This window comes from Clostridium algifaecis, assembly GCF_017874415.1.
Lineage (GTDB): Bacteria > Bacillota > Clostridia > Clostridiales > Clostridiaceae > Clostridium_B > Clostridium_B algifaecis.
Genome location: NZ_JAGGLM010000018.1, coordinates 1 through 25,892 on the forward strand (window position 1 = coordinate 1; position 25,892 = coordinate 25,892).

A 25,892-nucleotide genomic window follows, 5' to 3' on the forward strand; every position below is an offset into this window, starting at 1 on the left:
TACCTGACTCTATATGCCAATCCAGAAGTTCTTCCAGCTTTTCAAAATTTACTGCACCATCTTTAAATGGTGTTATAAGTGCAACTCCCGAACCACTAAACAAACTCATAAAAACACCTCATTTTGATTTATAAATAATATATTAATTATACAATTATTATATTATTATTTATCTTTTATGATACATTCTGCTATTTCTACTGCATTTGAAGCAGCGCCCTTTCTTATATTATCAGCTACTACCCATATATTCAAGCCATTTTCTATACTAAAATCACGCCTTATTCTTCCAACGTAAACTTCGTCATGACCTTCAGCTTCTATTGGCATAGGATATACAAGGTTTTTAACATCATCTTTTAATATGATTCCTTCTGTGTTTTTATAAAGTTTGAATATATCTTCAATTTCAAAGCTCTTTTCAAATTCTATATTTATACTTTCACTATGACCATAAAAAACTGGAACTCGTGCTGTGGTAGCAGTTATTTTCATATTATCGTCGTGAAGAATTTTTCTTGTTTCATTTACCATTTTCATTTCTTCTTTAGTATATCCGTTATCTAAAAATACATCTATATGTGGAAGTATATTTCCAGCTATAGCATAAGGAAATTTTTTAGGAGCCTCTTTCTTATAACCGTTTAGAAGATCATTGTATCCTCCAACTCCAGCTCCTGATACAGCTTGATAAGTGGAATATACTATTCTTTTTATTCCGTATTTATCCTGTAGAGGCTTTAGAGCAACCATAGCTTGTATAGTTGAACAATTAGGATTTGCAATTATTCCTTTATTCCATTTTATATCTTCAGGATTTACTTCCGGTACTACAAGAGGGATTTCTTTATCCATTCTCCAGCAACTGCTATTATCAATTACAGTAGCACCATATTGTGCAAATATAGGAGCATACTCTTTGCTTACACCAGCACCAGCAGAAAATAATGCTATATCTATTTTTTTATTTTTTATATTATCCTCTTTTAATTCTTCTACAGTATAATCAACATTCCTAAATTTTAACTTTTTGCCTGCAGATCTGGAAGAAGCATATAAATATAAATTTTCTATTGGAAAATTTCTTTCATCTAATACTTTTAAAAATGTTCTTCCTACCATTCCTGTAGATCCAACTACAGCTACGTTGAATTTCATTAATAATCACTCCTTGTATAATTTAACGCAATAATATTTATAAATATACTAAATATTGTACACTAAAAATTTGAAAAATGGTAAGTAAGTTAAAGATTTTTTAGAATAATATATTAGCATATTATTATATGTGCTAATAAGCATTATGCAAGGAAAAAATTATAATATCAGTATTGATGAAAAAAAAAAGTCAAAATTCCAGTTCTGTATTATTATTTTACAAAAACAGTAATTGTGATAAAATATATTAAAAGTTAGTAATTAAATTAAATGTGGGTATAAATCTTGCTTTTCAGGAAAAAATAATTATAAAAAGAGGGGAGGGCTTTATATGTCAAAGACACCTTTGAAAAAAGTGATAAAAGCAAAACTAAAGTCTAACAGAGAGTTGACAGAGGCTGAAAAGTTGAGAGAAAAATTAAAATATGAGATATCCGAAGAACTAGGTCTTAAAGAAAAAGTGGATAGATATGGATGGAGCGGTTTAACTGCTGAGGAAACTGGAAGAATTGGAGGTATAATGGCCAAAAGAAAAAAACAGCTTAACATACCTAAAAATGAAATTATACTTGAAAATGAAAGAAAGGATAAATGATTTTATAAAGGTAAAAATATGAATTGTTATAACAATTTTGCATATATATATGATGATTTAATAAATAAGGATGTTGATTATAAAGGTTGGTCCGGGAAGATTATTGAGCTTTGCAAAAAATATAATATAAACAAAAGAGAGTATTTGGATATAGGATGTGGAACTGGAAATTTAACAGAAGAAATAGCTTCAAATTTCGATATATGTTGGTGCGTGGATTTATCGAGTGATATGCTCACAGAAGCAGAGGCAAAATTCAGGAAAAAAGGATTAAATGTTAAATTGGTGTGTCAGAATATGATTAAATTGAATTTAAATAGAAAATTTGATTTAATAACATGCTGTCTTGATTCCACAAATTATATACTTAGTGAAAATGATCTTTTGGAATATTTTAACAGAGTTTCAAAGCATTTAAAAACGGATGGTATATTTATATTTGATATAAATTCATATTACAAATTGACTGAAATACTTGGAAATAATATATATGACTATGATGATGAGAATATAACTTATATATGGGATAATAGTCTGGAAGATGAAATTGTGGATATGTATCTTACTTTTTTTATAAGGGAGGGTGATATGTATAGAAGATTTGATGAACAGCATAGAGAACGAGCATATAAGTGCAGCCGCATGGAAGATATTCTTGAAAAATGTGGTTTTAACATATTAGATAAATTAGATAATTATGAGGATAAAGCACCTGTTCAAAATTCTCAAAGGATAGTTTATATCTTAAATAAAGGAGACAATAGATAAAATGGAAGATAAAATAGTACGAGCTATGGCAAAAAATGATAGTATTAGAATAATTTCTGCTACAACTACAAATTTGGTGAATGAGGCAGTTAAAATACATAAATGTATGCCTACGGCTTCGGCAGCTCTTGGAAGAATGCTTACAGCAGGAAGCTTAATGGGAACTATGCTTAAATCCGAGAAGGACAGTTTAACTATAAAGATATCAGGTGGAGGAGATGCAAAAGGTGTAATTGTGGTAGGCTATTCTGATGGACATGTGAAAGGTTATATAGGTAATCCTAATGTAGATTTGCCTCCTAATAGTAGGGGAAAATTGGATGTAGGTGGTGCAATAGGATTGAATGGTAATCTTGTAGTAATAAAGGATATGGGATTAAAAGAGCCTTATGTTGGTCAGGTACCTATAGTTACAGGAGAAATTGGTGATGATCTTGCTTATTATTTTACTGTATCAGAGCAGACACCTTCTGCAGTCGGTGTTGGTGTACTTGTGGATAGAGATCTTACTATAAAAGCGGCAGGAGGATTTATAATCCAGATGATGCCAGATGCAGAAGAAGGTGCTGCTGATTTATTGCAAAATAAACTTAAAAATATCTCTTCTGTAACAAATATGATAGATAAAGGAATGGATGCCCAAGATATAATAAAGAATATTTTTGAAGGAATAGATGTAAACATATTGGATGAAATTAAGCCAATTTATAAATGTGACTGTTCAAGAGAAAGGGTAGAAAAGGCACTTATCAGTATAGGAGCTAAAGATTTGCATGAGATATACGAAGACGGAAAAACTGAAGAATTAAAATGTGATTTTTGCAATAAAAGCTATAAATTTACACATGAACAAATTGGGGAAATATTAAAATATGCAGAAAAGTAAACAAAATATTAATATGGTTAAAGTGTTGTTGTATTTAGGCAAAATCACTTGATTTTTAACCTTGTTGTGTTAAAATAAGTATGTTAATCAATAAAAAAATATGTTCGTTTCCAATTCATTTTAAGGGCAGAATAACTGCTCTTATTTTTTATTAATTTTAATATCTACAAGAGTATAGAGTATATTGTGGAGGAAAGTTATGAATTTATATTTTGTAAGACATGGTGAAACTGAAGCAAATAATAAGAAGTTATATTATGGAAAAATTGATGAAGATTTAACACATAAAGGTATATCTCAGGCAAAAAAAGCATCCATAATGCTTAAAAAAATTGAGTTTGATAGTATATTTTTAAGTACGAAAAAGAGAAGCTTGCAAACAGCATCTATAATTGTAAATGGCAATGCTAAAAGATTTATAGTTGATAATAGAATAGATGAAATGGATATGGGAAAATTCGAAGGAAAAAATTATAAAGATATAGAAAAGTTATATCCGGAAGAATGGAAAAATTGGTGTAATGATTGGAAAAATGCCTCACCGCCTGATGGTGAAAGTTATACCCAATTTTATTTAAGGGTAAAAGAATTCATGGATTATTTATTAACATTAAAAAATGAGAATATATTGGTAGTAACTCATGCTGGAGTTATAAAATCAATATATTGCTATGTTTTAAATAATAATGTGGATTTATTCTGGAAATTTGCATCTCAAAATGGAGATATATCAATTATAAAATATGAGTACAATAATTTGTATATTGATAGTATAATACATTTAGATAATATTTTATGAAAAAATTCTGCTAATAATTTTTACCGGGAGAAGGTCTGATGATTGAAGAAAATAATAAATAATTTCTTGCTGATGATTCAATTTTTGACAAGGATTAGTATAAATAAAAATTTAAATTGCGAAAGCGAAAATTTCAAATGGGGTTCTATATTTATGCCTGCAATAGGACTTTTGATTGGTGGAATCCAGTGGCTTTGCTATAAAGCTGTTGAATACTTTCTTCCTATAAATATATGCGTACTTATTATTATTTTAATTGGTATAATATTGACTGGAGCCATGCATATGGATGGACTTGGAGATATGTGTGATGGCTTTTTTGCATTTAAAGGAAATGGCAAGGACAAGATAATAGAAATAATGAAAGACAGCAGAGTAGGGACATTTTCCTGTATAGCTATTATTATGGATATTTTTTTTAAGTACAATTTACTTTATTATATAGTTCCTAGATTTTCTGTAGCTATAATAGCAGCACCTGTAATATCAAGATTATCTACTTTATTTATAATTACTATTGGAAAGACGGCTAAGGATACAGGTACAGGAAATCTATTTATCGGCAATGTAAAAATAGTTCAATTTATGATAGGTTTAATGATTACTATTGTAATTTTACTATTTGTAGTTGTTATGAATCCAAGGTATTCAGTCATATTAATAATTTCAGCAATTTTAATGTCATTTGTCTTTAATTTATATTGCAATAAAAAAATTGGTGGATTAACTGGTGACTTGCTTGGGGCGAATAATGAAATTGTAGAGATACTGGTACTTATTTTAATATCTGCAATTATGCTTAAATAAACTTATTGCAAAGTGAGAGGGAGATGAGACTATGGGGAAATTAACTCTTATAACCGGTGGAAGTAGAAGTGGAAAAAGCAAGTTCGCGGAGAATATGATCACAAATCAGACAAGTGTTCTTTATATAGCGACTGCTTTAGCTACAGATGACGACATGAAAAAAAGAATAGAAATTCATAAGTTACATAGGAATCACAGCTGGCATACTTATGAAGGGTATAATAATCTGGCGAAAGTAATTAAAAAATCAAAATACAAGTATATATTGCTGGAATGTATAGGAACACTTGTTACTAATATAATGTTCGATAGTAAAAAAAATTTTGATCGAATTACATCAGATGAAGTTAAAGAATTGGAGTACAAAATTTTAAGTGAAATTAAAGATATAGTTTCAGCAGTAAAACACGGTTTTGGAGATGTGATAATTATTACAAATGAGGTTGGTATGAGTTTGGTGCCTGAATACAGACTTGGAAGGATATTTTCAGATATACTTGGCAGGGTAAATCAGCTTATAGCAGATAATAGTGAGAAGGTATACGTAGTTTTCTGTGGTATACCACTTAGATTGAAATAGATTTTGTTCCCAAAATTAAATTATTGTAGTATTATTATAGATGAAATTTTAATTAGCGTATAAAACTAAAACTTATATTTTAAAAAGAGGATAAACTATGAGAAAATCGGTAAATAAAACACATATTTTTTTAATTGCTTTTTTAATATTAACCATATTGCCTTTGTATGGATGTGGATTAAAAAAACAACAGGACCCTATTTCAAAGACAGAATATATGCTTGGTACAATATGTACTATAACAGTATATGACGACAAATCTGAGGATGTTATTGATAAGGCTTTTGCAAGAGTAAAACAAATTGAAAACAAAATGAGTGTCAATAAAACGGGAACTGAACTTGATGCAGTAGCGGATGCTGCAGGAAAGAATTATGTTAAGGTATCAGATGATACATTTTATGTTTTAAAAAAAGGTAAATATTATTCAGAACAATCAGGAGGAGCTTTTGATATAACTGTTGGACCACTTGTGAAGCTTTGGGGCATTGGAACGGACAATGCCAGACTGCCGGGACAGAATGAGATCGACAATAAGAAGTCACTTATAAATTATAGGGATTTATTATTGGATGAAAAGAATAAAAAAGTTATGCTTAAAAGAAAAGGTATGTCATTGGACCTGGGCGGTATAGCAAAAGGTTATGCTGCAGATGAAGCTGCTAGAATACTTAAAGAAAATGGAGTGAAACATGCTATCATAAATTTAGGTGGAAATATTTTGACACTTAATAGCAATCCTGATGGTGACCCATGGAAGATAGGCATACAAGATCCCTTCCAGACAAGGGGAAATGTATTAGCATCTATTGAAGTTACAAATAAAACAGTAGTAACCTCTGGAATATATGAAAGATATTTTAAAAAGGACGGAAAAATATATCATCACATATTGAATCCATTTACAGGATATCCTATGGACAATAATTTAGCTAGTGTAACTTTAATTACAGATGTTTCAATAAATGCAGATGCTATGACAAAAAATATATTTTATATGGGCATTGACAAGGGAATAAATTATGTAAAAAAAGTGCCTAATCTACAAGCTATATTTATAACTAAAGACAAAAAAGTATATATAACAAGTGGACTTAAAAATAATTTTAAGATAGTAGATTCCAGTTATAAACTGATGAATTAATGGTAGGTTTATAATAGTAGATTAATATTGTATACTTTTATTGCCTTTTTACTTGATATACTACAAATTTAGTATTATTATAATATATGTATTTGTAAAATATATTTTAGCAAATATAATATTAAACAGAAATGAGGTTGTATACTATGGCTAAAGTCAGTAAGGATATGACTATTGGAGAAGTAATAAGAATTAATCCTGCATATGCAGAGACACTTATGAATTTTGGAATGGGATGTATTGGCTGTCCATCATCATTAGGTGAAACTGTAGAGGAAGCTGCTATGGTACATGGCATAAATGTTGATGAATTAATTAAAGCATTAAATTCAGAACCAGTTTAACATTGACTAAAATGGATAAACTACATTACAGTAGCTTATCCACTTTTTTTAACTTCATTTTTACAAGCTGATATTTCTTTAAATTTACAATTTGAACAATCGTTGTTGCAGGATTCTATGTGGATCATGGTCTCTGTATTTTTAATACATTTCGATAATTTATTTTCAATTTTATCACATATATCATGTGCATCTTTTACATGCATATCTTGAGGAAACACGAGATGGAGATCTACATATCTTTTATCTCCTGATTTTCTTGTCCTCAGTCTGTGAAATCCGCAAAAACCGGAATTGTATTTAGTTATTATATATTTTATGGTTTTAATTTCGTTATCAGATAATTTTACATCCACAAGAGGAGCAAAAGCTGATTTTAAAAGACTAAAAGCTTCTTTTAAAATAAATAGCGATACAAGTATAGCTATTACAGGATCGAGATATTCTAATTTGGTAATCCATATTAAAAAAAGACCTATACCAACGCCAAGCGAAGTATAAACATCTGTTTTTAAATGTAGTGCATCTGCCTCAAGGGCCATAGAATCTTTTTCTTTTGCAACCTTATATAATTTCCTAGATACAAGAAAATTTATAAAGGATGATACAAACATTACAATAAATCCGGTACTTGATGGATTTATGTGTTTTGGAAAAATCAATTTATCTACAGCTTCTGCTATTATCCATATAGAAGCTATAAAAATAAGAATAGCTTCTATAACACCAGACACATCTTCAAATTTGCCATGACCATAAGGGTGTTCTGCATCTGCTGGTTTAGATGATATTTTAACAGAAAAAAATGATATTAAAGAAGCTGCCAAATCTATGGTAGAATGTATGGCTTCAGATATAATACTAACTGAACCTGTGATAATACCAACTATTAATTTCATAGTTATTAAACTGCTGTTAGACAGTATAGATAGACTTGCGACTTTTGTTTTTTCATTCATATTAACATCTCCTAATAATCAAAACTTTATCAAATGATAAAGCATAACACATACTATAATAGTTCAATATATCACATAAGTCAATAGAAAATAGATATGAAATATATTATCAATTGATAATAGACACTAACCTAAAATGTATATCAATTGTATATATTATCAATTATTATGTCAATATAATTTTACATAATTATAGTATATTATAATAATCAATTGTGTGATTTTATATAAAAAGTTAATCAAAGTTTTATGTATGATAATTTATATATTTCAAATAATAGTAAAAGGTAGATTATTGAAAATAAAAGGAGGAAATTATATTATGACAAAAAAAATGAAAACAATGGATGGAAATGAAGCAGCAGCCTATGCATCTTATGCTTTTACAGAAGTAGCTGCAATATATCCAATTACACCATCTACTCCTATGGCGGAAGCAGTAGATGAATGGGCGTCAAAAGGCAAGAAGAATATATTCGGTGATACTGTTAAAGTTACTGAAATGCAGTCTGAGGCGGGTGCTGCAGGTGCTGTACATGGTTCACTTTCAGCAGGTGCGTTAACTACAACTTATACTGCATCCCAGGGATTGCTTTTAATGATTCCTAATATGTATAAAATAGCAGGAGAGCATCTTCCTGGAGTATTCCATGTAAGTGCACGTGCACTGGCAACCCATGCACTTTCCATATTTGGAGATCATCAGGATGTAATGGCCTGCAGGCAGACTGGTTTTGCACTTTTGGCATCGTCTAATGTGCAGGAAGCTATGGACCTTGGATTTGTAGCTCATCTAAGTGCTATAAAGGCAAGAGTGCCATTTCTACATTTTTTTGATGGATTTAGGACTTCTCATGAATATCAGAAAATACAGGTTATAGATTATGATGATGTAAAAAAGATGGTTGATTATGATGCAATATGCGAATTTAGAAAAAGAGCACTTAATCCTGAACATCCTACAGTTAAAGGAACGGCTCAAAATCCGGATATATATTTTCAAGGCAGAGAAGTATCAAATAAATTTTATGACATGGTGCCTGATATAGTTGATGGTTATATGAATGATATAAATAGTATAACGGGCAAAAATTACAAACCTTTTGAATACTATGGCGCAAAAGATGCTGAAAACGTAATAGTTGCAATGGGTTCCGTATGCGATACCATAGAAGAAACAGTTGATTATTTGGTTGAGAAAGGTGAAAAAGTAGGATGCATAAAAGTTCATCTCTATAGACCATTTTGTGAGAAATATTTTTTAAATGTACTTCCTGTTACAGTCAAGAAAGTTTCTGTTCTTGATAGAACAAAAGAGCCAGGTTCTGTTGGAGAACCAATGTATCTAGATGTTTGTAAAATATTTTATGATAAAGAAAAAAGACCTGAAATATTTGGAGGAAGGTATGGACTTGGTTCAAAAGATACTACACCTTCTAACATATTGTCAGTATTTGAAAATATGAAATCAAATACCCCAAAGAAGCGTTTTACAATTGGAATAATAGATGATGTTACAAACATGTCTCTTGCAGAAGGTGAGAGAATTGAAACTACGCCTAAAGGAACTATAAGCTGCAAATTCTGGGGGCTTGGGTCAGACGGAACGGTAGGTGCAAACAAATCTGCTGTAAAAATAATAGGGGACAATACTGAATTGTATGCCCAGGCATATTTTTCTTATGACAGCAAAAAATCTGGAGGGACTACCGTATCCCATTTAAGGTTTGGAAAAAGTCCGATAAAATCTCCTTATTTAGTACATAATGCCGATTACATTGCCTGCCATAATAAATCTTTTATATATAACTATGATATATTATATGGACTTAAAAAGAATGGAACTTTTCTTTTAAACTGCAATTGGAATGAAGATGAACTGGATGATAATCTTCCTTCCTCTATGAAAAAATACATTGCAGAAAACAATATAAATTTCTATATATTAGATGGAGTTAAAATTGCCAGGGAGATAGGCCTTGGTGGAAGAATAAATATGATAATGCAATCAGCATTTTTTAAACTTGCTAAAGTAATTCCAATTGATGATGCAGTTAGGTATTTAAAGGATTCTATAGAAAAAACTTATGGAAGAAAAGGCGAGAAAGTAGTTCAAATGAATAGAAAAGCTGTAGATATGGGAATAGATGCAGTCAAAAAAGTAAATGTTCCGGCAGAGTGGATAAACTGCAATGAAGATAAAAACATTTCCAATAATACACAGGAGCCTGAATTTGTTAAAAAAATTCAGCTGCCAATGTCAAAGGATAAGGGAGATACACTTCCCGTAAGTGCATTTTTGAATATGCCGGATGGAACTTATCCTGTTGGTACAACAGCTTATGAAAAGAGAGGGATAGCTGTGACTGTTCCAGAATGGCAAATTGACAAATGCATACAATGTAATCAATGTTCATATGTATGTCCTCATGCAACTATAAGATCTTTCCTTTTAAATGAACAAGAAGTTAAAAATTCACCAGATGGTTTCAAGAGCAAAAAAGCGGTTGGAAAGGGACTTGAAAATCTTAATTTTAAAATACAGGTAAGCCCTATGGACTGTACTGGATGTGGGAACTGTGCTGATATTTGTCCTGCACCTGGAAAGGCACTTATTATGAAACCATGGGAAGAACAGGTGGATGTCGAGTGTAAAAATTGGGATTATGCTTTAAGCCTTGAGAAGAAAGAAGATTTGATTGATAGAAATACTTTAAAGGGAAGTCAGTTTGTAACTCCACTTTTGGAATTTAATGGTGCTTGCCCGGGATGCGGCGAAACTCCATATGTAAAGCTTCTTACACAGTTATTTGGGGAGAGGATGATGATAGCGAATGCTACAGGATGTTCTTCCATATGGTCTGCCAGTGCACCATCCATTGCTTATACAAAAAATAGCGAAGGAAAAGGACCTTCCTGGGGAAATTCCTTATTTGAAGACAATGCTGAATATGGATATGGGATGTTTTTAGCTGTAAAACATATGAGAGAAAGAATACGAAGGATTATGCTTTGTTATATTGAAAACTCTAAAGAAAGAAGTGAAGCAGGAAGTGTAATAGAGGCATTTAATGAATGGATAAATACTATGGAAGAGGGCAACCTTTCTAAATTGTCATCGAAGAAAGTTATAGATTCAATTTTGTCTTATGGAGATTACAAAAATAATGCCATACTAAAAGAAATAATGGATAAAAAAGATTTTTTAGTTAAGAAGTCCCAATGGATATTAGGTGGAGATGGATGGGCTTATGATATTGGTTTTGGCGGACTTGATCATGTTATTGCATCAGGAGATGATGTAAATTTATTTGTTATGGATACAGAAGTTTATTCAAACACAGGAGGGCAGTCATCTAAATCAACTCAGACTGGTGCGGTTGCAAAATTTGCAGCACAAGGCAAGAAAATTAAAAAGAAGGATCTTGGACTTATGGCCATGAGCTATGGATATGTGTATGTAGCACAGATATCACTTGGATCTAATATGAACCATGCACTTAAAGCTATAGCTGAAGCAGAAAGTTATAAAGGTCCATCTCTTATAATAGCGTATGCTCCATGTATAAATCATGGTATAAAGACTGGCATGGGAACAAGTATAGCTCAAGAGAAAAAAGCAGTAGATGCTGGATACTGGCAGCTCTATAGATTTAATCCTACATTGAAGCTTGAGGGAAAAAATCCATTTATATTGGATTCTAAAGAACCAAAAACTTCTTTTAGAGATCATATAGAAGGAGAAATAAGATATTCATCTCTAAAGAAAATATTCCCTCAGAAGGCAGATGAATTATTTAATCTAGCTGAAAAAAATGCCAAGGAAAGATACGAAATATACAAAAAATTATCAGAAATAAAATATTAAAATAAAAAGTAATAAATAAGAAGGACTGTTTCCATATAGAAAGTGATTCCTATAGGAAAATAGTCCTTTTTAAAAATAGCATATTTATAATATATTATTTTTCATTTTCGTCTACCCAGTCTTTAGCATTGCTTGCTGAAAACTCACCTGTTATAGGTACATTTGTTACGGGCTTTACTTTTTTTATGTTTGCAAAAGCAGCAGTTTCATGATTCTCAATAGAAATTTTTTTATGAGATTTTTTATTATTTGGCATTTCTATATCACCTCTACATATATTATTTTCAAAAATTTTTAATATATGAGTAGAAAATTTATAATAGTTCTGCTATCAATTTATTAATTCAAAAAAATATGGTAAAATTAACTTAGATTTTATTATATTAACTTAATTGGTTATGTAAGTAGTTATAGAGGGGTGTTTTTTTGGATAGTAGAAGTTTAGATTTAAATGATATATTAAATATTAATTTATTAAAAGAAATACAGAATACATTGAGCAAAGTCACTAAATTTACTTATAGTGCAATAGATTTTAAGGGAAATTCTATAAATGATTGTTATAATATGTGCAAATTTTGCAAAAGAATGATAAATACCCCAAAAGGTAGGATTTTATGTCATGCTGCGATTGTAAATGCAGCCATGCAAGCGTCTTCATCACAGAAACCTTATATTTTTATATGTCATGCAGGTTTATTAGAGGTTGTTTTTCCTATTATTGTAAATGATAATTATGTTGGAGCAATTACATTTGGAAAAGTTAGAACAAAAAATGACAAGCTCAAGCGCACCGAAAATTTAAATTGTAATTTTAAATCATGGGTAAAAGATCCTGATTTCTTAAAAGATTTCTGGGATACTCCATATATTGATTATGATAAAGTTGAAGCTGTGATTTCTTTAATTAATATAATCTTGAACGAATCTGTTATGAAGTCAAAACTTAACTTAATGTGATTGGAAGAGTATATAAAGCTAAATAGCAGAAAAGTACATAAGAATCTGTAAAGATAATGTTAAGATATTCTATAAGATTGAGTGTAGTAAAAAGTTACTTATTTTTATTACACTCAATTTATGTTATTTTACTTAGAGCATTTTATGCAGCTAACCTCCAAGAGTTATATCCTGCTTGTTGTACCAATTTAAAGCATCTAATAAATGGGAAGGCTTGAAATCTGGCCAGTAATCATCTACTATGTAGAAATCAGAATAAACTGATTGAACTGGAAGGAACCCACTCAATCTCCTTCTTCCACCCCAGCGTATTATAAGATCAATTCTACTTATATCATAGGAATTTAAGTTCGATATAATTGAATTTCTGTTTGATGCACCAGAGTTAGCCATGTTTTTTAAATCCCAATCCCAACCATAGTTGACAAGGAAGTTAATTTTCATACCACCATTTCCAAAGTTCTTTCTATTAGTATAAGGAAAAAGTTCTTTTGGAAACATAGGCGAATCTGAATTTCCAACTACTAAAAGTGAAGCATTTTTCTTTGATAATAATTTTACTGCTTTTATACATGCATCAGTAAAAGCTTTTCTTTGCACTTGAGGTCTTTTAGTATTATCAGTTGTAAATCCGTAATAAGTTAATTCCTGTACTCCTAACTTTTGACAGATATTAAATATTTCCATACCTGGCTTCAGCCCTGATATGTAACCATTTTCTTTACTCATACCATTTTTTACTGCCCAACGTCTGTTTCCATCAGGAATTATACCTATATGTTTTGGAATTTTCATAAGTTAGTCCTCCTCTTTAGTGAATGCTAACTCAAAGTATTCATTAATATTATATTAACTTTATATTCTATTATATTCTATTATATCCTATTATATCAAATTTTAATAAAAAAATTAATGCTGTAATAATTTAATTATTATAGTATACTTGAAAATCCTTCTCCAAGGACTTCGTTTACCTCATTTACAGTGATAAAGGCCCTATCATCAACTTTTACTATATATTCTTTTAATTTAAGAAATTCTTTCCTGTTGAGTACAGTAGTTATAACTTCATTATCATTATTTTTATAAGCACCTTTGGCATAGTATATGGTTGCACTTCTATCAAGGACATCTACTATGTAATTTTTTATATCTGTACCATTAGAGCTTATTATAGCTACGTGTTTGTATGTATTTAAAGTCAAAATGACTCTGTCTATAATTGTAGCATTTAAAAGTATACCTAAAATTGAATACATACCTTTATCTATTCCAAACACAATGGAGGCTGCTGTAACCACTATAATATCTGGAATAAGTACACATTTTCCTATACTTATTTTTGTGTATTTATTTATTATCTTACCTATTATATCTGTTCCACCTGTAGATGCGTTTTTATTGAATACAATTCCCATTCCTGCACCACATATGAGTATTCCAAATATCAATTGCATTAAAGTATCCTTGCTGAAGGGCTTTACTACGGGATATACTTTCTGCATTACAAGTATCATGCCCGAAATTGAAAAACTACAAAATATAGTTTTTCCGCCAAAAACGGGGCCTATTATTATAATACCAATTATAAAAAGGAATATTTCAACAAACATCATAAATAATCCTATAGGTATAGAAGGAAAAATACTATTTACAATTATAGCTGCACCACTTATGCCCCCAGCTGCTATATTGCAGGGGGCAAGAAAAAAATAAGTTCCGAAAGCGACTAAAAAACAAGCAAATATTAATATTAATATATCATATATATTTTTTTTCAAACAAAATTCCCTCCCATTTTACAAAATTTATTATATATTAGTTTTTACTAAATAATATATGTTAAACTAAAAAAAGCACATAAAATCCAAGTGAAATATTTCTTAGATTTATATATGCTCTCATACATGCAGTTAAAAATGCATGAACGTCTTTTAACAACTACAATCATATTATATAATCTTAAATATTAATATGTCAATATATCCATATATAAAACAAATTCACTCCTGTATCATGGAGTGAATTTGCCTACAATAATTTTTCAACTTCTACATCATAGTTCCCATCAGGAGATTCTACTGTTGCTTTTTCACCTATTCTCAATTTAAATAGTGCTTTTCCGAGAGGAGATTCTATGCTTATTTTCATATTTTTTGCATCTGCTTCTACAGAACTTACAAGCGTAACCTCTTCTGTATCACCTATATCATAAAACTTTACCAATGCAGTTTTGTTTATATCAAATATGTCTGCATCATCTGAACTTTCTATTATTACAGCATTTTTAAGTTGATTTTCTAATTCCTGTATTCTAGTTTCAGTCATGGATTGGTCATCTTTAGCAGCACTATAGTCTGCATTTTCACTAAGATCACCTTGTGCACGGGCAGATTTAAGAGCAGCTTTAATTTCTACTCGTTTAACTGTTTTTAAATATTCAAGTTCATCTTCTAATTTTTTCTTACCTGATTCTGTTAATATTATGTTCTGCATAAAAATTCACCTACTTATATTATCGTACTTTAGTTACTATATTATTATAGTATTACTGGTGTAATAATACAAGAAATTAATTAAGTAGATTAATTGAATTTGCTGTTAATTTATACTATTATATTTATAATATACATTAAAGGGCAAATTAATTGTTTTAGGGGGAGGAGAATTATGCAAAAAGAATTTTATTTAAAAAATGGTAAAGTAATGATTAATCTTACTGCAAAGTATTGTGATACTCCAGAAAAATTATTTGAAAGTTCTACTTTCAAGGCAGTTCTTTTGAAATATTTAAAAAAAATAAAATATAAGGATACTGCAGTATATGAATACATCTATGGAGGTACAAAAATCGATGAAGTTGAAATATTAATGAAATCAATAATAAACGTATTTAAATTACTTATGGTATTTAAATCGGAAGATATTGAAAAATTAAATTTGAAGTACAAGGATTTATTTTTAAAAAAAGATAGCTTTATATTATTTATAGAAGATTTTTATAAATTCTGGAGAAAGATTGAAAGGTATACTATTATACAGGATAACAAACCAGGTGAAGGATTTCAAAATGTAAGTTTTATAGAAGCAAATAATAGATTTTCACAACTTATTCTGTATACGTATAGAAAGATAGAAGAAAATATTTTGAACTGTAAACCACAAATATATAGACAATTGCCGGCAGGCGGAAATGCAGGCCTAATATTAAATACTGTAAAATGGCCATGCCCTAAAGATTACAAATGTCTTGAAAATGTACCATTTATTAAATCAATAATGATTGATCCTCCATTTATAATATATCCTAAAAAAAATACTAGAGATGGCATGTTTAGTGAATGTTTTGAAAATCCTATTAAAGGTTGTAATATAAATGTAAATCATTGGTTTTGTTACCCTGCTAAAGTAGGTGACCTGCTAGCTTATATATATTTTCACAGGGATTTCATGGCACATGGAGTTACAATGTGTAATTTATTTCAGATAGCAAAAGAAGATGAGTACGAAAATAGAAAACCTGATATAGTATATGTATTTGGCATGAAAGATAGCTGCGAAAAAATGAAAACTGTTTTTTATGATGATACTGAAAACGGTATAATGTTAGGGTATATAAATTACAATGAAAATATAGATTATTTTGGGTATATGAAAAAAATGACTCTCACACTTCACAATCTTATAATGATAAAGAGAGGATATCTTCCTATTCATGGAGCTATGGTAAATATAGTGACTAAAGATAAAAAAACGGCTAATATAATTATAATGGGAGATAGTGGGGCAGGAAAATCTGAGAGCCTTGAAGCATTTAGAGAGCTTGGAGATAATTATATAAGTGATATGAAAGTAATATTTGATGATATGGGAACTATAAGACTTAATGCTGATGATGAAATACTATCTTATGGAACTGAAATAGGAGCTTTTGTGAGATTGGATGATTTGGATACAGGATATGCTTTCAGAGAAATAGATAGGAGTATATTTATGAATCCGGATAAAATAAATGCAAGGCTTGTCGTTCCGGTATCAAGTTATGATGAAATAACAAAAGGTTATCCTGTTAATTTGTTCTTATATGCAAATAATTATGAAGATGGAAGTGAACTGGAATTTTTTGAATCCTATAGTGAAGCTATATCTGTATTCAGAGAAGGAGCAAGAGTTGCCAAAGGTACAACTACTGAAAAAGGGCTTGTCAGGACTTACTTTGCAAATCCTTTTGGACCTGCCCAAAAATCTGAAGATACGGAAAAACTATTAAATAGATATTTTAAGAAATTCTTTGAAAACGGAATAAAGGTTGGACAACTTAGGACAAGACTTGGTATACCTGGCAAAGAAAAAGATGGTCCTAAAAGAGCTGCAATAAAACTTTTAGAAGAGATCAGAAATATTGACAAATAAAAGTTATTCTGATATCATTATTGTACAATTGAAAAGAGTTCTTATCACGAGAGACTGAGGGACTGGCCCTATGATGTCCAGCAACCTAAAATATAATTTAAGGTGCTAATTCCAGCAGGTATACTTTGCCTGATAGATAAGAGGATAAAAGTATGCAACTTCCTGTATCTATTTACAGGAAGATTTTTTTTATTTGAAATATTGAACAAAAAATAAATGGAGGTATTAAAATGAGTGTAGAGAATGTGGTAAAATATTTTAATGATAGGAATATTGAAAATCCGGTTTTTAAATTGCAGGCTAGTGGTGCGACAGTAGATGAGGCGGCAGAAACATTGCAGATTGAGCCTAAGTACATAGCAAAAACATTGGCATTTAAATTGAAAGATGAAGATATACTTATAGTTGTACGCGGTGATCTTAAAGTCAGCAATAGAAAGTTTAAAGATCTTTTCAGGATTAAAGCAAAGATGGTAGATCATGATAAAGTATTAAATGAGATAGGCCATCCAGTAGGAGGATTATGTCCTTTTGGATTAAAAAATGAAATTAAGATTTATGTGGATATTTCCATAAAAGATTTTGATTATGTATACCCTGCAGCAGGATCCAGGGATTATGCTTTAAAAATTTCACCTGATGAAATGTACAATTTAACTAATGCACAGTGGGTTGATGTATGTAAAGATCCTGAGTAAACTATTTTTTCTTTCTAATTGAGTAACCAAATTTACCTTCTGGCTTTGATGAAATTTCAAAATATTCGCCGTGGGAATAACACAAAAGTCCTGCTTTCTCAAGATGAATTTTACCGCTTTTGTCTATGAGGTTTTCATTAACATTTACAGACAACACTTCAGATATAAAAAGATCATGGCTTCCAAGATGAATTATATTTTTAACCTTGCATTCCAAATTTACAGGACAATTTTCAATGTAGGGAACATTTATTTTGGAGCTGTTTTTTAAAGTTAGTTTGCAGTGCTTTATTTTGTCGATGTCTTTTCCAGATTTAACTCCACAAAAATCAAGAGTCTTTGTCATAGATACATTAGGGAGGTTTACAATAAATTCTCCAGTTTCTTTAATGTATTTATATGATAATCTTTCCGGTCTTATGGATATTGATATCATAGGCGGTTTTGTACATATTGTTCCTATCCAGGCCACGGTAAATACATTTACTTTTCCACTTTTACTTTTTGAAGTTACGAGTACAGCTGGTACAGGATTTAGCATACAGCTTCCTTTAAAAGATATTTTTTTCATAAAAGTGTTCACTCCCTCAAATTCTACAATAATAGTACCCACAAAAAACTTATTTGTGGGTTATTATACATGAGAAAATTCACAATGTTATAGTTTGAATTAAGGAGTTTTCTCATGGTATTACTTATTTTTTCTTTTTGCTTTTAGCAACTTCTACAGAAACACGTCTTCCCTGAAATTTCTTTCCATTTGTTTTCTTTAATATAACAGAAGCTACACTCTCCGATACATTTATAAAAGTAAATTTATTTAATATATCAATATCTCCAATTTCATGGGCTTCAATGGATGAAGTTTCATGTATAAACTTAATTAGCTTTCTTGGAGTTATATTATCAAGTCGTCCTATGGATAAAAATAATCGTATTTCCTGATCTACATTTGTGTTTAAAGAGTTTTCTTTATAATCAAAACTTATTTCATTTTCAAAAAGCATTTTCATAAGCGCAGCAGCTACATCCACCAGGTTATACTCTTCATCAAGCTCTGTAGCTATTGGAATGAAATTTTTAAAGTTATTTTCAGAAAGAGTAGTTCTTATCTTTTCAGAGATATGTTTGTATTTTGCTTCAAATATATCATCTATTGTAGGTATCTCTTTTCTTTTTATTTTGCTCTTTGTATATTTTTCTATTTGTTTTAAAAGTATGTATTCCCTTGGTGTTACAAGTGAATAAGCTATTCCCTCTTTATTTGCTCGGCCAGTTCTTCCAATTCTATGAACATAATATTCCGTATCTTGTGGAAGATCATAATTTATAACGTGAGTTACATTTTCTACATCTATACCTCTTGCAGCTACATCTGTAGCAACTAGAAAATCCAAACTACCGTTTTTAAACTTTCTGAGAGTGCCAAGTCTCTGGTTTTGACTCATATCTCCGTGCATACCTTCTACGCTGTAACCTCTAGCCTGCATAGATTCTACTAATTCATCCACGCCTCTTTTTGTTTTACAAAATATTATAGCACTTGAAGGTTCATCTACGTCTAATATCCTGCAAAGTGATTCAAATCTATCCTTGTGCTTTATTTCATAATAATACTGTTTTATTTTTTCTACAGTCAAAGTATTTTTTTCAATTTTGATGATTTTTACATCTTTGCTCATATATTTTGAGGCTAATTTATTTATCTGATCTGGCATTGTAGCTGAAAACAGTAGAGTCTGTCTATCTGAATTGACTTTTTTAATAATATCTTCTATATCATCTATAAAACCCATATCCAGCATTTCATCTGCTTCATCTATTATTAAAAATTGTATTTTACTTAAATCTATAGTTTTCCTGCTTATGTGATCGAGAATTCTACCTGGAGTACCAACTACTACATCTACACCACTTTTAAGTGATCTTATTTGTCTGTCAATTGGCTGTCCTCCGTATATTGGCATAAGACGTACTTTCCTGAACTTTGCAATCTTGCTTAATTCATCATTTACCTGAATTGCAAGTTCTCTTGTAGGAGTAAGTATAAGTGCCGATATATTTTTTCTGTCGTTGTTTATTTTACTTAACATTGGAGCACCAAAGGCAAGAGTTTTACCTGTACCTGTTTGTGCCTGACCTATTACATCATGTCCTTCTAATATTACAGGTATGGATTCCGCCTGAATTTGGGATGGCTCCTCAAATCCCATAGCATCTATAGATTGAAGCACTTTGGGGTGCAAATTTAAATTGCTGAAATTAATATTACTCATTAAAATTCCTCTTTCTTTTTTATATTACAAAACAAATCCTATCATAACATAGTATTATAATAATATCAAACTTTATTCACTAAACTATGATATAATTGTTATAATTATAAAAATTCGTATTATTACTTAAAATTCATTAGGAGAGAAATATATGTTTGATGCAGTAGAGAAGGTTTTATCAAATGGAATAAAACTTATTACTATAAAAAAGGATACACAGATTGCGGCTCTGCATGTTGGAATAAAAATGGGATCAATATATGAAAGCTTACAGGAAAAAGGGATATCTCATTTTATAGAGCATATGCTTTTTAAAGGAACTAAATCAAGAAGTAATGAAACATTAAATGAGGATCTTGAAAATTTGGGCGGAGAATATAATGCATATACTGAAAATACATCTACAGTGTATAGTATTACAAGTTTAGGTGAAGAATTAGAAAAGTCAATAGAACTTCTTTCTGATATGGTGCTTAATTCTAAATTTGATGAACACGAAATTGAAAAAGAAAGGAAAGTTATATTGTCTGAAATAAAAGCGGGCAATGATGATATAGAGCAGTTTAGCTTTAGAAAGATAAATGAGATTGCATTTAAAAATAGTCCACTTAAATATGATATATGTGGAAGCGAAAAGACTGTAAATAGTTTTACAAGGAAAGATTTACTTGAGTTTTATCATAATTATTATGTACCTAATAACTGTGTTATATCAGTTGTATCATCATATGAACATGAATATGTTTTGAATTTGATTTTAAAATACTTTAAAAGCTGGGAATACAAAAAGTTTGAAAAAAGAAAAATTCAACCTGAAAATAATTTACCCTGCATAAAAACTTCATATAGAAGGGATATTGAACAGAATAGTATAGTATTTTTATATACAATTTGTGGACTCAATAAAAAAGAGGAACTGGCACTTAGAATATTAAATCATAAATTAGGAGAAAGTCCAAATTCAATATTGTTTAGAAAGTTAAGAGAAGAAAAAGGGTTTACGTATGATATATATACTGACTTGGATTTAACGGAAAATATAAAAACAATATATATATACACAGCTGTAAGTGAAGAAAATATAGATAATACTATAAATATAATTTTAAAATGCATTCAGGATATAAAAGATGAAAAAATAACATTTGACGATAAAAGCATTGATATCATGAAAAAATCTCTAAAAACAGCTGTAGTATTTACACTTGAGGACAGCACGGATATTGGAAATTATGTACTTACCCAATGTATTGAAGGACAGAGTATATTTAAATTTAATGAAGATATGAAGGAAATTGAAAATATTAAAAATACAACTATATATGAAGTGGCAAGAAAGGTGTTTAATGATCCTACCATTTATATTTTGAAAAAACATAAATAATTTTATTAATTTGAAATTATATTTGAATATAAGAGAGGAGAAATTTTTTAAGTTTAATATGAATGAAAATATAGTAACGGAAGTAAAATTACAAAGTAAAAACAAGGATAGGGTTAACATATATATAAATGATGAATTTTCATTTTCCTGCAGTAAAGAAATTGTATATTCCAATAATATATGTAAGGGAAAATCTATAGATTTGGATTATATAAAAAGTATAATTACAGAAGACAATTATATCAAATGTAAAAATTCAGCTTTAAGAATTATTGAGAGAAGATATAAGACTGAAAGACAAATTGCAGATAAGCTTATTGAAAAACAATACGATACGGATACGATTAAAAAAACTGTAAATTTTTTAAAGGAATATAAATTTATTGACGATTTTAAATTCACAAGATTATATATAGAAGAAAAAATAAATCATTGTGGCAAAAAAAAGATAATGTATGATCTTAAAAAGAAAGGAATATCTGAACAAGTTATAGAAAAACAGCTGGAAATTTTAGATAGCGGGGCATATGAGGAAAATGCATTTAAATTTGCGGAGAAGAAGTATAATAGCTTGATTAAAAATGAAAATAATGTAAAGAATATTTATAGAAGGCTTGGAAATTATTTAATTAGAAATGGATATGATTCTGCGCTGGTTAAAAAAATTTTAGACAGTACAATAAATAAAGAAGAGCTGGAATTAAAAGAAAAAATTTACAAAAAAGATATAAACAGCCTATACTCTATCGCAAAAAAAAGGTATAATATAATAACAAAGTCTGAAAGCAATGTTAATAAAATAAGCATAAAACTCAGTCAATATTTGATGAGAAAGGGATATTTGTGGGAAGAAATAAAACCAATTTTGAAAAAAGTTTTAATGGAAGACATTTAAAAGAGGGATTTCTTTTATAATTAATGTAATTTAAAAGGTGGTTGTTATCATGAAAATGAATCCCATAACACTTATAATTGTATTGGTATTTTTATATCCTATTTTAAAAGGATTTTTATTTAAATTTTCATCGAGGGATTTAAAGTGTGATATAGATGATTTAAGTAGAAATATATCTTTTATTATAGCTATAATATCAGGTACTTATTTTGGAAAGAAGATATTTATACAGCACGATGATGGAATATATAGAAACATATATAATCATATTCCTCAACAGATACTTGATTACCTGGAAAATAACAATTTGATAATATATGCAATTGTAATACCTATAATTGTTTTTATTATATATAGAGTTATAAAATTAATTTTGGATCTATTAAATTATGTTACAACTTATCCAGCATTAGACAGTATAGAAAAGTTTTTAAGCTCTAAAGGAAATATATTTAAAAGAACAACAGGAATGATATTCCAGATACCTAAGGGATTATGTTATGTACTTTTAGTCGCATTTGCACTTAATATAATGTCTGTACTTAATGTAAGCAGCAAGCTGAACGGATATTTGGAAGGGTCAAAACCATATAAATCTATTTGTAAGAGTATTATTATGCCGGTAACAAATTCTAACATCGCAAAAAAACTGCCTAATATACTAAACAATTCATTTAGAATAGTAATAAGAGAGGCAGATTCTGGTAGACAGATTGAGCCTAATTCAGATACCCCTGCCACTTTAAATCAGACTAATGGCAGAAAAACTGTAGTATATTATAATGGTGTAACCCTGGATCAGGGAGTAAAATCAGATCCTCAAATAGACAAACTTGCGGTAGCACTTGGCTCTGAAGGAACAAATACTACAGAAAAGGCACAGATGTTGTACAATTGGATAGGAACAAATATATCCTATGATCATGATAAGGCAAATAAAGTTTTAAATAATGATTTCAATGTAAGATCTGGTGCAATATCTGCTTTTGAAACACGAAAAGGTATATGCTTTGATTATTCGTGTTTGTATGTAGCGATGGCGAGAACAAATAATATTAAGGTTAGACTTGTGACTGGAGAAGGATTTAATGGAATAAGCTGGGTAAGCCATGCGTGGAATCAGGTATATATACCTGAAAGTGGCAAATGGATAAATGTAGATACTACTTTTTATAAAGGTGGAAATTATTTTGACAATCCTAGATTTAGTATTGACCATAAAGATGCACAGATAGCAGGACAGTGGTAAGATAATTTAATTCAATATGTTTTGAAAACTATTTGGATTTAGATATGTAATTCTTTAATAAGATATTTATTGCTATTTCGCAATCTTTGTCTGAATTATTCAGGCACCAGGCAGTATTGAATGATATTAAAGCTTTCTTGGTGTTTTTTAACATAGCATAGCAATAACCTAAATTAAAAAAGTATTTACTTTCCCTTTTTAATCTTATTGCTTCTTTTAATTTAGGTATTGCTTTTAAATATTCTCTTAATTTTATAAGACATACTGCAGAATTATATAATGCAGATACCTCATTGTCTTTTAATTTTATTGCTTTTTCATATAATTCTATTGCCTTTTTATAATCTCTTTCATTATAGTATTCATTAGCTCTTTGAAAGTATTTCATTTTAATCCTCCCTGGTACGTTTTTAAAATTTAGTAAAATATATTCATATAGTAATTTATATCCATATTGCAAAAAAAATATACCGCAGAATTAAAACTTTTAAAATTATAAATTTAATTAATGAAATAGTTTCTTTTTAACTTGCTTTTCAGCAATTTCTACAAGTTTGTACATAACATAAGCTAATATTGAAAGTATCAATATACTTACCATGACTGTATCTAATTGAGATATCTGTCCTCCAAATATTATAAGGAATCCAAGACCTTCTTTTGCCACAAGAAATTCTCCCATGATTACGCCTACCCATGAAAGCCCAACATTTATCTTTAAAGTAGATACTAAAGTTGGAATTGAAGATGGAATTACAAGGTGTATTAAAATTTGAAATTTTGAAGCACCGAAAGTTTTTAATAATCTTATCTTATCTTTATCAACTTCTCTAAAACCATTTAACACAGTAAGTATAGTGACAACTATGCATATTAAAACTGCTACCATAATAATAGCTGACATTCCATTCCCTACCCAGAATATTATTATAGGGGCGAGTGCTATCTTTGGGAGAGCATTTAATACAACCAGATAAGGATCTAAAACTTCAGATACAAAATCCGATAGCCATAGAAGTATTGCAATTAAAGTTCCTAAAACTGTACTTAAAAGAAATCCTACTATAGTTTCCAAACATGTTATTCCAATATGTTTAAATAAAGAACCCTCTCCATATAGCTTGACTAAATTTTTAACCATTCTAGATGGAGTACTTGTCAGAAATGGATCTATCCACTTTAGGTCACCTGCTATTTCCCATAAGACAAAAAAAGCTATCAAGATTACAAACCTGCATATAATAATTTTTTTCTTTCTATTATTAATATCCTTTATATAAAGCTCTTGCTCTTTTAAATTATTAACCACTATACATTCAGCTCCTTCCAGACTTTATTAAAATATATTCTAAACTCTGGATCCTCTCTGCACTTTAATGGAGAATTATAGGATTGAGAAAATTTTATATCAAATATTTTTTTGATTTTAGCCGGTCTATTCGAAAGTACCAGAATTCTATTTGACATAGAAATAGCCTCTGCTATATCATGAGTTACCATTATTACCGTTTTACCTTCTTTTTTTATTATTTTAAATATTTCATCACTTATGTTTAGCCTTGTCTGGTAATCCAGTGCAGAAAAAGGTTCATCTAAAAGTAAAATTTCAGGGTTTAAAGATAAAGTTCTTATCAAGGCAACCTTTTGTCTCATACCTCCGGACAGTTCATCTGGATAATAATTCACAAAATTTATAAGACCGTAATTTTTGAGGAGTGAATTTATTTTATTCTTATATAAATCTGGAGATTTGTGTTGTATCTTTATACCTAAGATTATATTATTCCATACGCTGGACCATTCAAATAATTGATCTTTTTGAAACATATACCCCATTTTTGATGAGACAGAAGTTAATTTTTTATCATCCATATATATATCACCAGAAGAGGGTTTTATAAGACCCGCTATTATATTTAAAAGTGTAGATTTGCCACATCCAGATGGACCAACTATACTTAAAAATTCGCCTTCATTTACTGAAAAATTAATATCTTTTAAAGCTTCTGTAGAACCTTTAAGTGAATGATAATTCATATAAATATCTTTTACTGTTAACTTAATCAAAGTATCATCTCCCGGTTAACTTTTTATAAATAGTTAACTATT

General features: G+C 29.6%; 26 protein-coding genes and 1 riboswitch. Of the genes, 15 read left to right on the forward strand and 11 right to left on the reverse strand.

Going from position 1 to position 25,892, the window contains the following annotated elements; translation table 11 throughout:
• Positions 1–165: 165 nt before the first annotated feature.
• Positions 166–1,158 (reverse strand): aspartate-semialdehyde dehydrogenase, encoded by a 993-nt coding sequence (locus J2Z42_RS11410; RefSeq protein ID WP_209702903.1) that lies wholly within the window; start codon positions 1,156–1,158, stop codon positions 166–168.
• Positions 1,159–1,489: 331 nt separating this feature from the next.
• On the opposite strand from J2Z42_RS11410, the gene J2Z42_RS11415 reads away from it, so the two are divergent.
• From J2Z42_RS11415 to J2Z42_RS11450, 8 genes are all read left to right on the forward strand, one after another.
• Positions 1,490–1,753 (forward strand): alpha/beta-type small acid-soluble spore protein, encoded by a 264-nt coding sequence (locus J2Z42_RS11415; protein WP_209702904.1) that lies wholly within the window; start codon positions 1,490–1,492, stop codon positions 1,751–1,753.
• A gap of 18 nt (positions 1,754–1,771) precedes the next feature.
• A complete protein-coding gene (locus J2Z42_RS11420) occupies positions 1,772–2,521 on the forward strand; it encodes a class I SAM-dependent DNA methyltransferase (RefSeq protein ID WP_209702905.1) in 750 nt (249 codons plus the stop codon).
• A 1-nt stretch (position 2,522) separates the two neighbouring features.
• On the forward strand, positions 2,523–3,407 hold the full coding sequence (gene hslO / locus J2Z42_RS11425; RefSeq protein WP_209702906.1) for an Hsp33 family molecular chaperone HslO: 885 nt from the start codon (positions 2,523–2,525) through the stop codon (positions 3,405–3,407).
• 199 nt (positions 3,408–3,606) lie between these two features.
• A complete protein-coding gene (cobC, locus tag J2Z42_RS11430; RefSeq protein WP_209702907.1) occupies positions 3,607–4,206 on the forward strand; it encodes an alpha-ribazole phosphatase in 600 nt (199 codons plus the stop codon).
• Positions 4,207–4,248: 42 nt separating this feature from the next.
• Positions 4,249–5,013 (forward strand): adenosylcobinamide-GDP ribazoletransferase, encoded by a 765-nt coding sequence (gene cobS / locus J2Z42_RS11435; RefSeq protein ID WP_209702908.1) that lies wholly within the window; start codon positions 4,249–4,251, stop codon positions 5,011–5,013.
• 31 nt (positions 5,014–5,044) lie between these two features.
• A complete protein-coding gene (gene cobU, locus J2Z42_RS11440; protein ID WP_209702909.1) occupies positions 5,045–5,593 on the forward strand; it encodes a bifunctional adenosylcobinamide kinase/adenosylcobinamide-phosphate guanylyltransferase in 549 nt (182 codons plus the stop codon).
• A gap of 97 nt (positions 5,594–5,690) precedes the next feature.
• The gene (locus J2Z42_RS11445; RefSeq protein ID WP_209702910.1) at positions 5,691–6,737 is read left to right on the forward strand and encodes an FAD:protein FMN transferase; all 1,047 of its coding nucleotides are present in this window, start codon (positions 5,691–5,693) and stop codon (positions 6,735–6,737) included.
• 146 nt (positions 6,738–6,883) lie between these two features.
• Positions 6,884–7,081: a DUF1858 domain-containing protein gene (locus tag J2Z42_RS11450; RefSeq protein ID WP_209702911.1), complete on the forward strand. Its 198-nt coding sequence runs from the start codon at positions 6,884–6,886 to the stop codon at positions 7,079–7,081.
• Positions 7,082–7,116: 35 nt separating this feature from the next.
• Here J2Z42_RS11450 and J2Z42_RS11455 read toward each other — a convergent pair whose 3' ends face one another.
• Positions 7,117–8,040, reverse strand: coding sequence for a cation diffusion facilitator family transporter (locus J2Z42_RS11455; protein WP_209702912.1), 924 nt, complete (start codon positions 8,038–8,040; stop codon positions 7,117–7,119).
• A 322-nt stretch (positions 8,041–8,362) separates the two neighbouring features.
• On the opposite strand from J2Z42_RS11455, the gene nifJ reads away from it, so the two are divergent.
• A complete protein-coding gene (gene nifJ / locus J2Z42_RS11460) occupies positions 8,363–11,908 on the forward strand; it encodes a pyruvate:ferredoxin (flavodoxin) oxidoreductase (RefSeq protein ID WP_209702913.1) in 3,546 nt (1,181 codons plus the stop codon).
• A gap of 94 nt (positions 11,909–12,002) precedes the next feature.
• On the opposite strand, the gene J2Z42_RS11465 is transcribed toward nifJ, so the two are convergent.
• On the reverse strand, positions 12,003–12,164 hold the full coding sequence (locus J2Z42_RS11465; RefSeq protein WP_209702914.1) for a CDIF630_02480 family spore surface protein: 162 nt from the start codon (positions 12,162–12,164) through the stop codon (positions 12,003–12,005).
• 170 nt (positions 12,165–12,334) lie between these two features.
• Between J2Z42_RS11465 and J2Z42_RS11470 the strand changes: the two genes are divergently transcribed.
• Positions 12,335–12,868: a PocR ligand-binding domain-containing protein gene (locus tag J2Z42_RS11470; protein ID WP_209702915.1), complete on the forward strand. Its 534-nt coding sequence runs from the start codon at positions 12,335–12,337 to the stop codon at positions 12,866–12,868.
• Between the two features lie 150 nt (positions 12,869–13,018).
• Here J2Z42_RS11470 and J2Z42_RS11475 read toward each other — a convergent pair whose 3' ends face one another.
• From J2Z42_RS11475 to greA, 3 genes are all read right to left on the reverse strand, one after another.
• Positions 13,019–13,663, reverse strand: a complete 645-nt coding sequence (locus J2Z42_RS11475; RefSeq protein ID WP_209702916.1) for an undecaprenyl diphosphate synthase family protein — start codon at positions 13,661–13,663, stop codon at positions 13,019–13,021.
• A 137-nt stretch (positions 13,664–13,800) separates the two neighbouring features.
• Complete coding sequence (locus J2Z42_RS11480) at positions 13,801–14,649, reverse strand: YitT family protein (protein WP_209702917.1); 849 nt, start codon at positions 14,647–14,649, stop codon at positions 13,801–13,803.
• 250 nt (positions 14,650–14,899) lie between these two features.
• On the reverse strand, positions 14,900–15,364 hold the full coding sequence (gene greA, locus J2Z42_RS11485; protein WP_209702918.1) for a transcription elongation factor GreA: 465 nt from the start codon (positions 15,362–15,364) through the stop codon (positions 14,900–14,902).
• Positions 15,365–15,538: 174 nt separating this feature from the next.
• Between greA and J2Z42_RS11490 the strand changes: the two genes are divergently transcribed.
• Both J2Z42_RS11490 and J2Z42_RS11495 read left to right on the forward strand, forming a co-directional pair.
• The gene (locus J2Z42_RS11490) at positions 15,539–17,281 is read left to right on the forward strand and encodes a phosphoenolpyruvate carboxykinase (RefSeq protein ID WP_209702919.1); all 1,743 of its coding nucleotides are present in this window, start codon (positions 15,539–15,541) and stop codon (positions 17,279–17,281) included.
• Between the two features lie 38 nt (positions 17,282–17,319).
• Positions 17,320–17,424, forward strand: a riboswitch (SAM riboswitch).
• Between the two features lie 87 nt (positions 17,425–17,511).
• Positions 17,512–17,979, forward strand: a complete 468-nt coding sequence (locus tag J2Z42_RS11495) for a YbaK/EbsC family protein (protein WP_209702920.1) — start codon at positions 17,512–17,514, stop codon at positions 17,977–17,979.
• A gap of 1 nt (position 17,980) precedes the next feature.
• Here the strand turns inward: J2Z42_RS11495 and J2Z42_RS11500 are convergent, their stop codons facing one another.
• Positions 17,981–18,550: a flavin reductase family protein gene (locus tag J2Z42_RS11500; RefSeq protein ID WP_209702921.1), complete on the reverse strand. Its 570-nt coding sequence runs from the start codon at positions 18,548–18,550 to the stop codon at positions 17,981–17,983.
• Positions 18,551–18,674: 124 nt separating this feature from the next.
• Positions 18,675–20,255: a DEAD/DEAH box helicase gene (locus J2Z42_RS11505; protein ID WP_209702922.1), complete on the reverse strand. Its 1,581-nt coding sequence runs from the start codon at positions 20,253–20,255 to the stop codon at positions 18,675–18,677.
• Positions 20,256–20,406: 151 nt separating this feature from the next.
• On the opposite strand from J2Z42_RS11505, the gene J2Z42_RS11510 reads away from it, so the two are divergent.
• From J2Z42_RS11510 to J2Z42_RS11520, 3 genes are read left to right on the forward strand one after another with little or no spacing between them, the layout of a single operon-like run.
• Positions 20,407–21,639 carry a M16 family metallopeptidase gene (locus J2Z42_RS11510; protein ID WP_209702923.1) on the forward strand — a complete coding sequence of 411 codons (1,233 nt, stop codon included), beginning with the start codon at positions 20,407–20,409 and terminating at the stop codon, positions 21,637–21,639.
• Positions 21,640–21,697: 58 nt separating this feature from the next.
• Positions 21,698–22,534 carry a recombination regulator RecX gene (recX, locus tag J2Z42_RS11515; RefSeq protein WP_209702924.1) on the forward strand — a complete coding sequence of 279 codons (837 nt, stop codon included), beginning with the start codon at positions 21,698–21,700 and terminating at the stop codon, positions 22,532–22,534.
• 49 nt (positions 22,535–22,583) lie between these two features.
• A complete protein-coding gene (locus tag J2Z42_RS11520; RefSeq protein ID WP_209702925.1) occupies positions 22,584–23,783 on the forward strand; it encodes a transglutaminase-like domain-containing protein in 1,200 nt (399 codons plus the stop codon).
• A 28-nt stretch (positions 23,784–23,811) separates the two neighbouring features.
• On the opposite strand, the gene J2Z42_RS11525 is transcribed toward J2Z42_RS11520, so the two are convergent.
• The 3 genes from J2Z42_RS11525 to J2Z42_RS11535 all read right to left on the reverse strand — a co-directional run bounded on the left by J2Z42_RS11525 (position 23,812) and on the right by J2Z42_RS11535 (position 25,820).
• The gene (locus J2Z42_RS11525; RefSeq protein ID WP_209702926.1) at positions 23,812–24,171 is read right to left on the reverse strand and encodes a tetratricopeptide repeat protein; all 360 of its coding nucleotides are present in this window, start codon (positions 24,169–24,171) and stop codon (positions 23,812–23,814) included.
• A gap of 117 nt (positions 24,172–24,288) precedes the next feature.
• Positions 24,289–25,092 (reverse strand): ABC transporter permease, encoded by an 804-nt coding sequence (locus J2Z42_RS11530; protein WP_209702927.1) that lies wholly within the window; start codon positions 25,090–25,092, stop codon positions 24,289–24,291.
• Positions 25,092–25,820 (reverse strand): ABC transporter ATP-binding protein, encoded by a 729-nt coding sequence (locus J2Z42_RS11535; RefSeq protein ID WP_439897329.1) that lies wholly within the window; start codon positions 25,818–25,820, stop codon positions 25,092–25,094. The genes J2Z42_RS11530 and J2Z42_RS11535 overlap by 1 nt, the downstream gene beginning before the upstream one ends.
• Between the last annotated feature and the right edge of the window lie 72 nt (positions 25,821–25,892).

Coding starts and splice junctions, on each gene's coding strand:
- cobU (WP_209702909.1), top strand. CDS start 5,045: ATGGGGAAATTAACTCTTATAACCGGTGGAAGTAGAAGTGGAAAAAGC.
- hslO (WP_209702906.1), top strand. CDS start 2,523: ATGGAAGATAAAATAGTACGAGCTATGGCAAAAAATGATAGTATTAGA.
- cobC (WP_209702907.1), top strand. CDS start 3,607: ATGAATTTATATTTTGTAAGACATGGTGAAACTGAAGCAAATAATAAG.
- nifJ (WP_209702913.1), top strand. CDS start 8,363: ATGACAAAAAAAATGAAAACAATGGATGGAAATGAAGCAGCAGCCTAT.
- J2Z42_RS11465 (WP_209702914.1), bottom strand. CDS start 12,164: ATGCCAAATAATAAAAAATCTCATAAAAAAATTTCTATTGAGAATCAT.
- J2Z42_RS11455 (WP_209702912.1), bottom strand. CDS start 8,040: ATGAATGAAAAAACAAAAGTCGCAAGTCTATCTATACTGTCTAACAGC.
- greA (WP_209702918.1), bottom strand. CDS start 15,364: ATGCAGAACATAATATTAACAGAATCAGGTAAGAAAAAATTAGAAGAT.
- J2Z42_RS11450 (WP_209702911.1), top strand. CDS start 6,884: ATGGCTAAAGTCAGTAAGGATATGACTATTGGAGAAGTAATAAGAATT.
- J2Z42_RS11535 (WP_439897329.1), bottom strand. CDS start 25,820: ATGAATTATCATTCACTTAAAGGTTCTACAGAAGCTTTAAAAGATATT.
- J2Z42_RS11505 (WP_209702922.1), bottom strand. CDS start 20,255: ATGAGTAATATTAATTTCAGCAATTTAAATTTGCACCCCAAAGTGCTT.
- J2Z42_RS11525 (WP_209702926.1), bottom strand. CDS start 24,171: ATGAAATACTTTCAAAGAGCTAATGAATACTATAATGAAAGAGATTAT.
- J2Z42_RS11410 (WP_209702903.1), bottom strand. CDS start 1,158: ATGAAATTCAACGTAGCTGTAGTTGGATCTACAGGAATGGTAGGAAGA.
- J2Z42_RS11445 (WP_209702910.1), top strand. CDS start 5,691: ATGAGAAAATCGGTAAATAAAACACATATTTTTTTAATTGCTTTTTTA.
- J2Z42_RS11490 (WP_209702919.1), top strand. CDS start 15,539: ATGCAAAAAGAATTTTATTTAAAAAATGGTAAAGTAATGATTAATCTT.
- J2Z42_RS11500 (WP_209702921.1), bottom strand. CDS start 18,550: ATGAAAAAAATATCTTTTAAAGGAAGCTGTATGCTAAATCCTGTACCA.
- recX (WP_209702924.1), top strand. CDS start 21,698: ATGAATGAAAATATAGTAACGGAAGTAAAATTACAAAGTAAAAACAAG.
- J2Z42_RS11420 (WP_209702905.1), top strand. CDS start 1,772: ATGAATTGTTATAACAATTTTGCATATATATATGATGATTTAATAAAT.
- J2Z42_RS11520 (WP_209702925.1), top strand. CDS start 22,584: ATGAAAATGAATCCCATAACACTTATAATTGTATTGGTATTTTTATAT.
- J2Z42_RS11415 (WP_209702904.1), top strand. CDS start 1,490: ATGTCAAAGACACCTTTGAAAAAAGTGATAAAAGCAAAACTAAAGTCT.
- J2Z42_RS11495 (WP_209702920.1), top strand. CDS start 17,512: ATGAGTGTAGAGAATGTGGTAAAATATTTTAATGATAGGAATATTGAA.
- J2Z42_RS11510 (WP_209702923.1), top strand. CDS start 20,407: ATGTTTGATGCAGTAGAGAAGGTTTTATCAAATGGAATAAAACTTATT.
- J2Z42_RS11475 (WP_209702916.1), bottom strand. CDS start 13,663: ATGAAAATTCCAAAACATATAGGTATAATTCCTGATGGAAACAGACGT.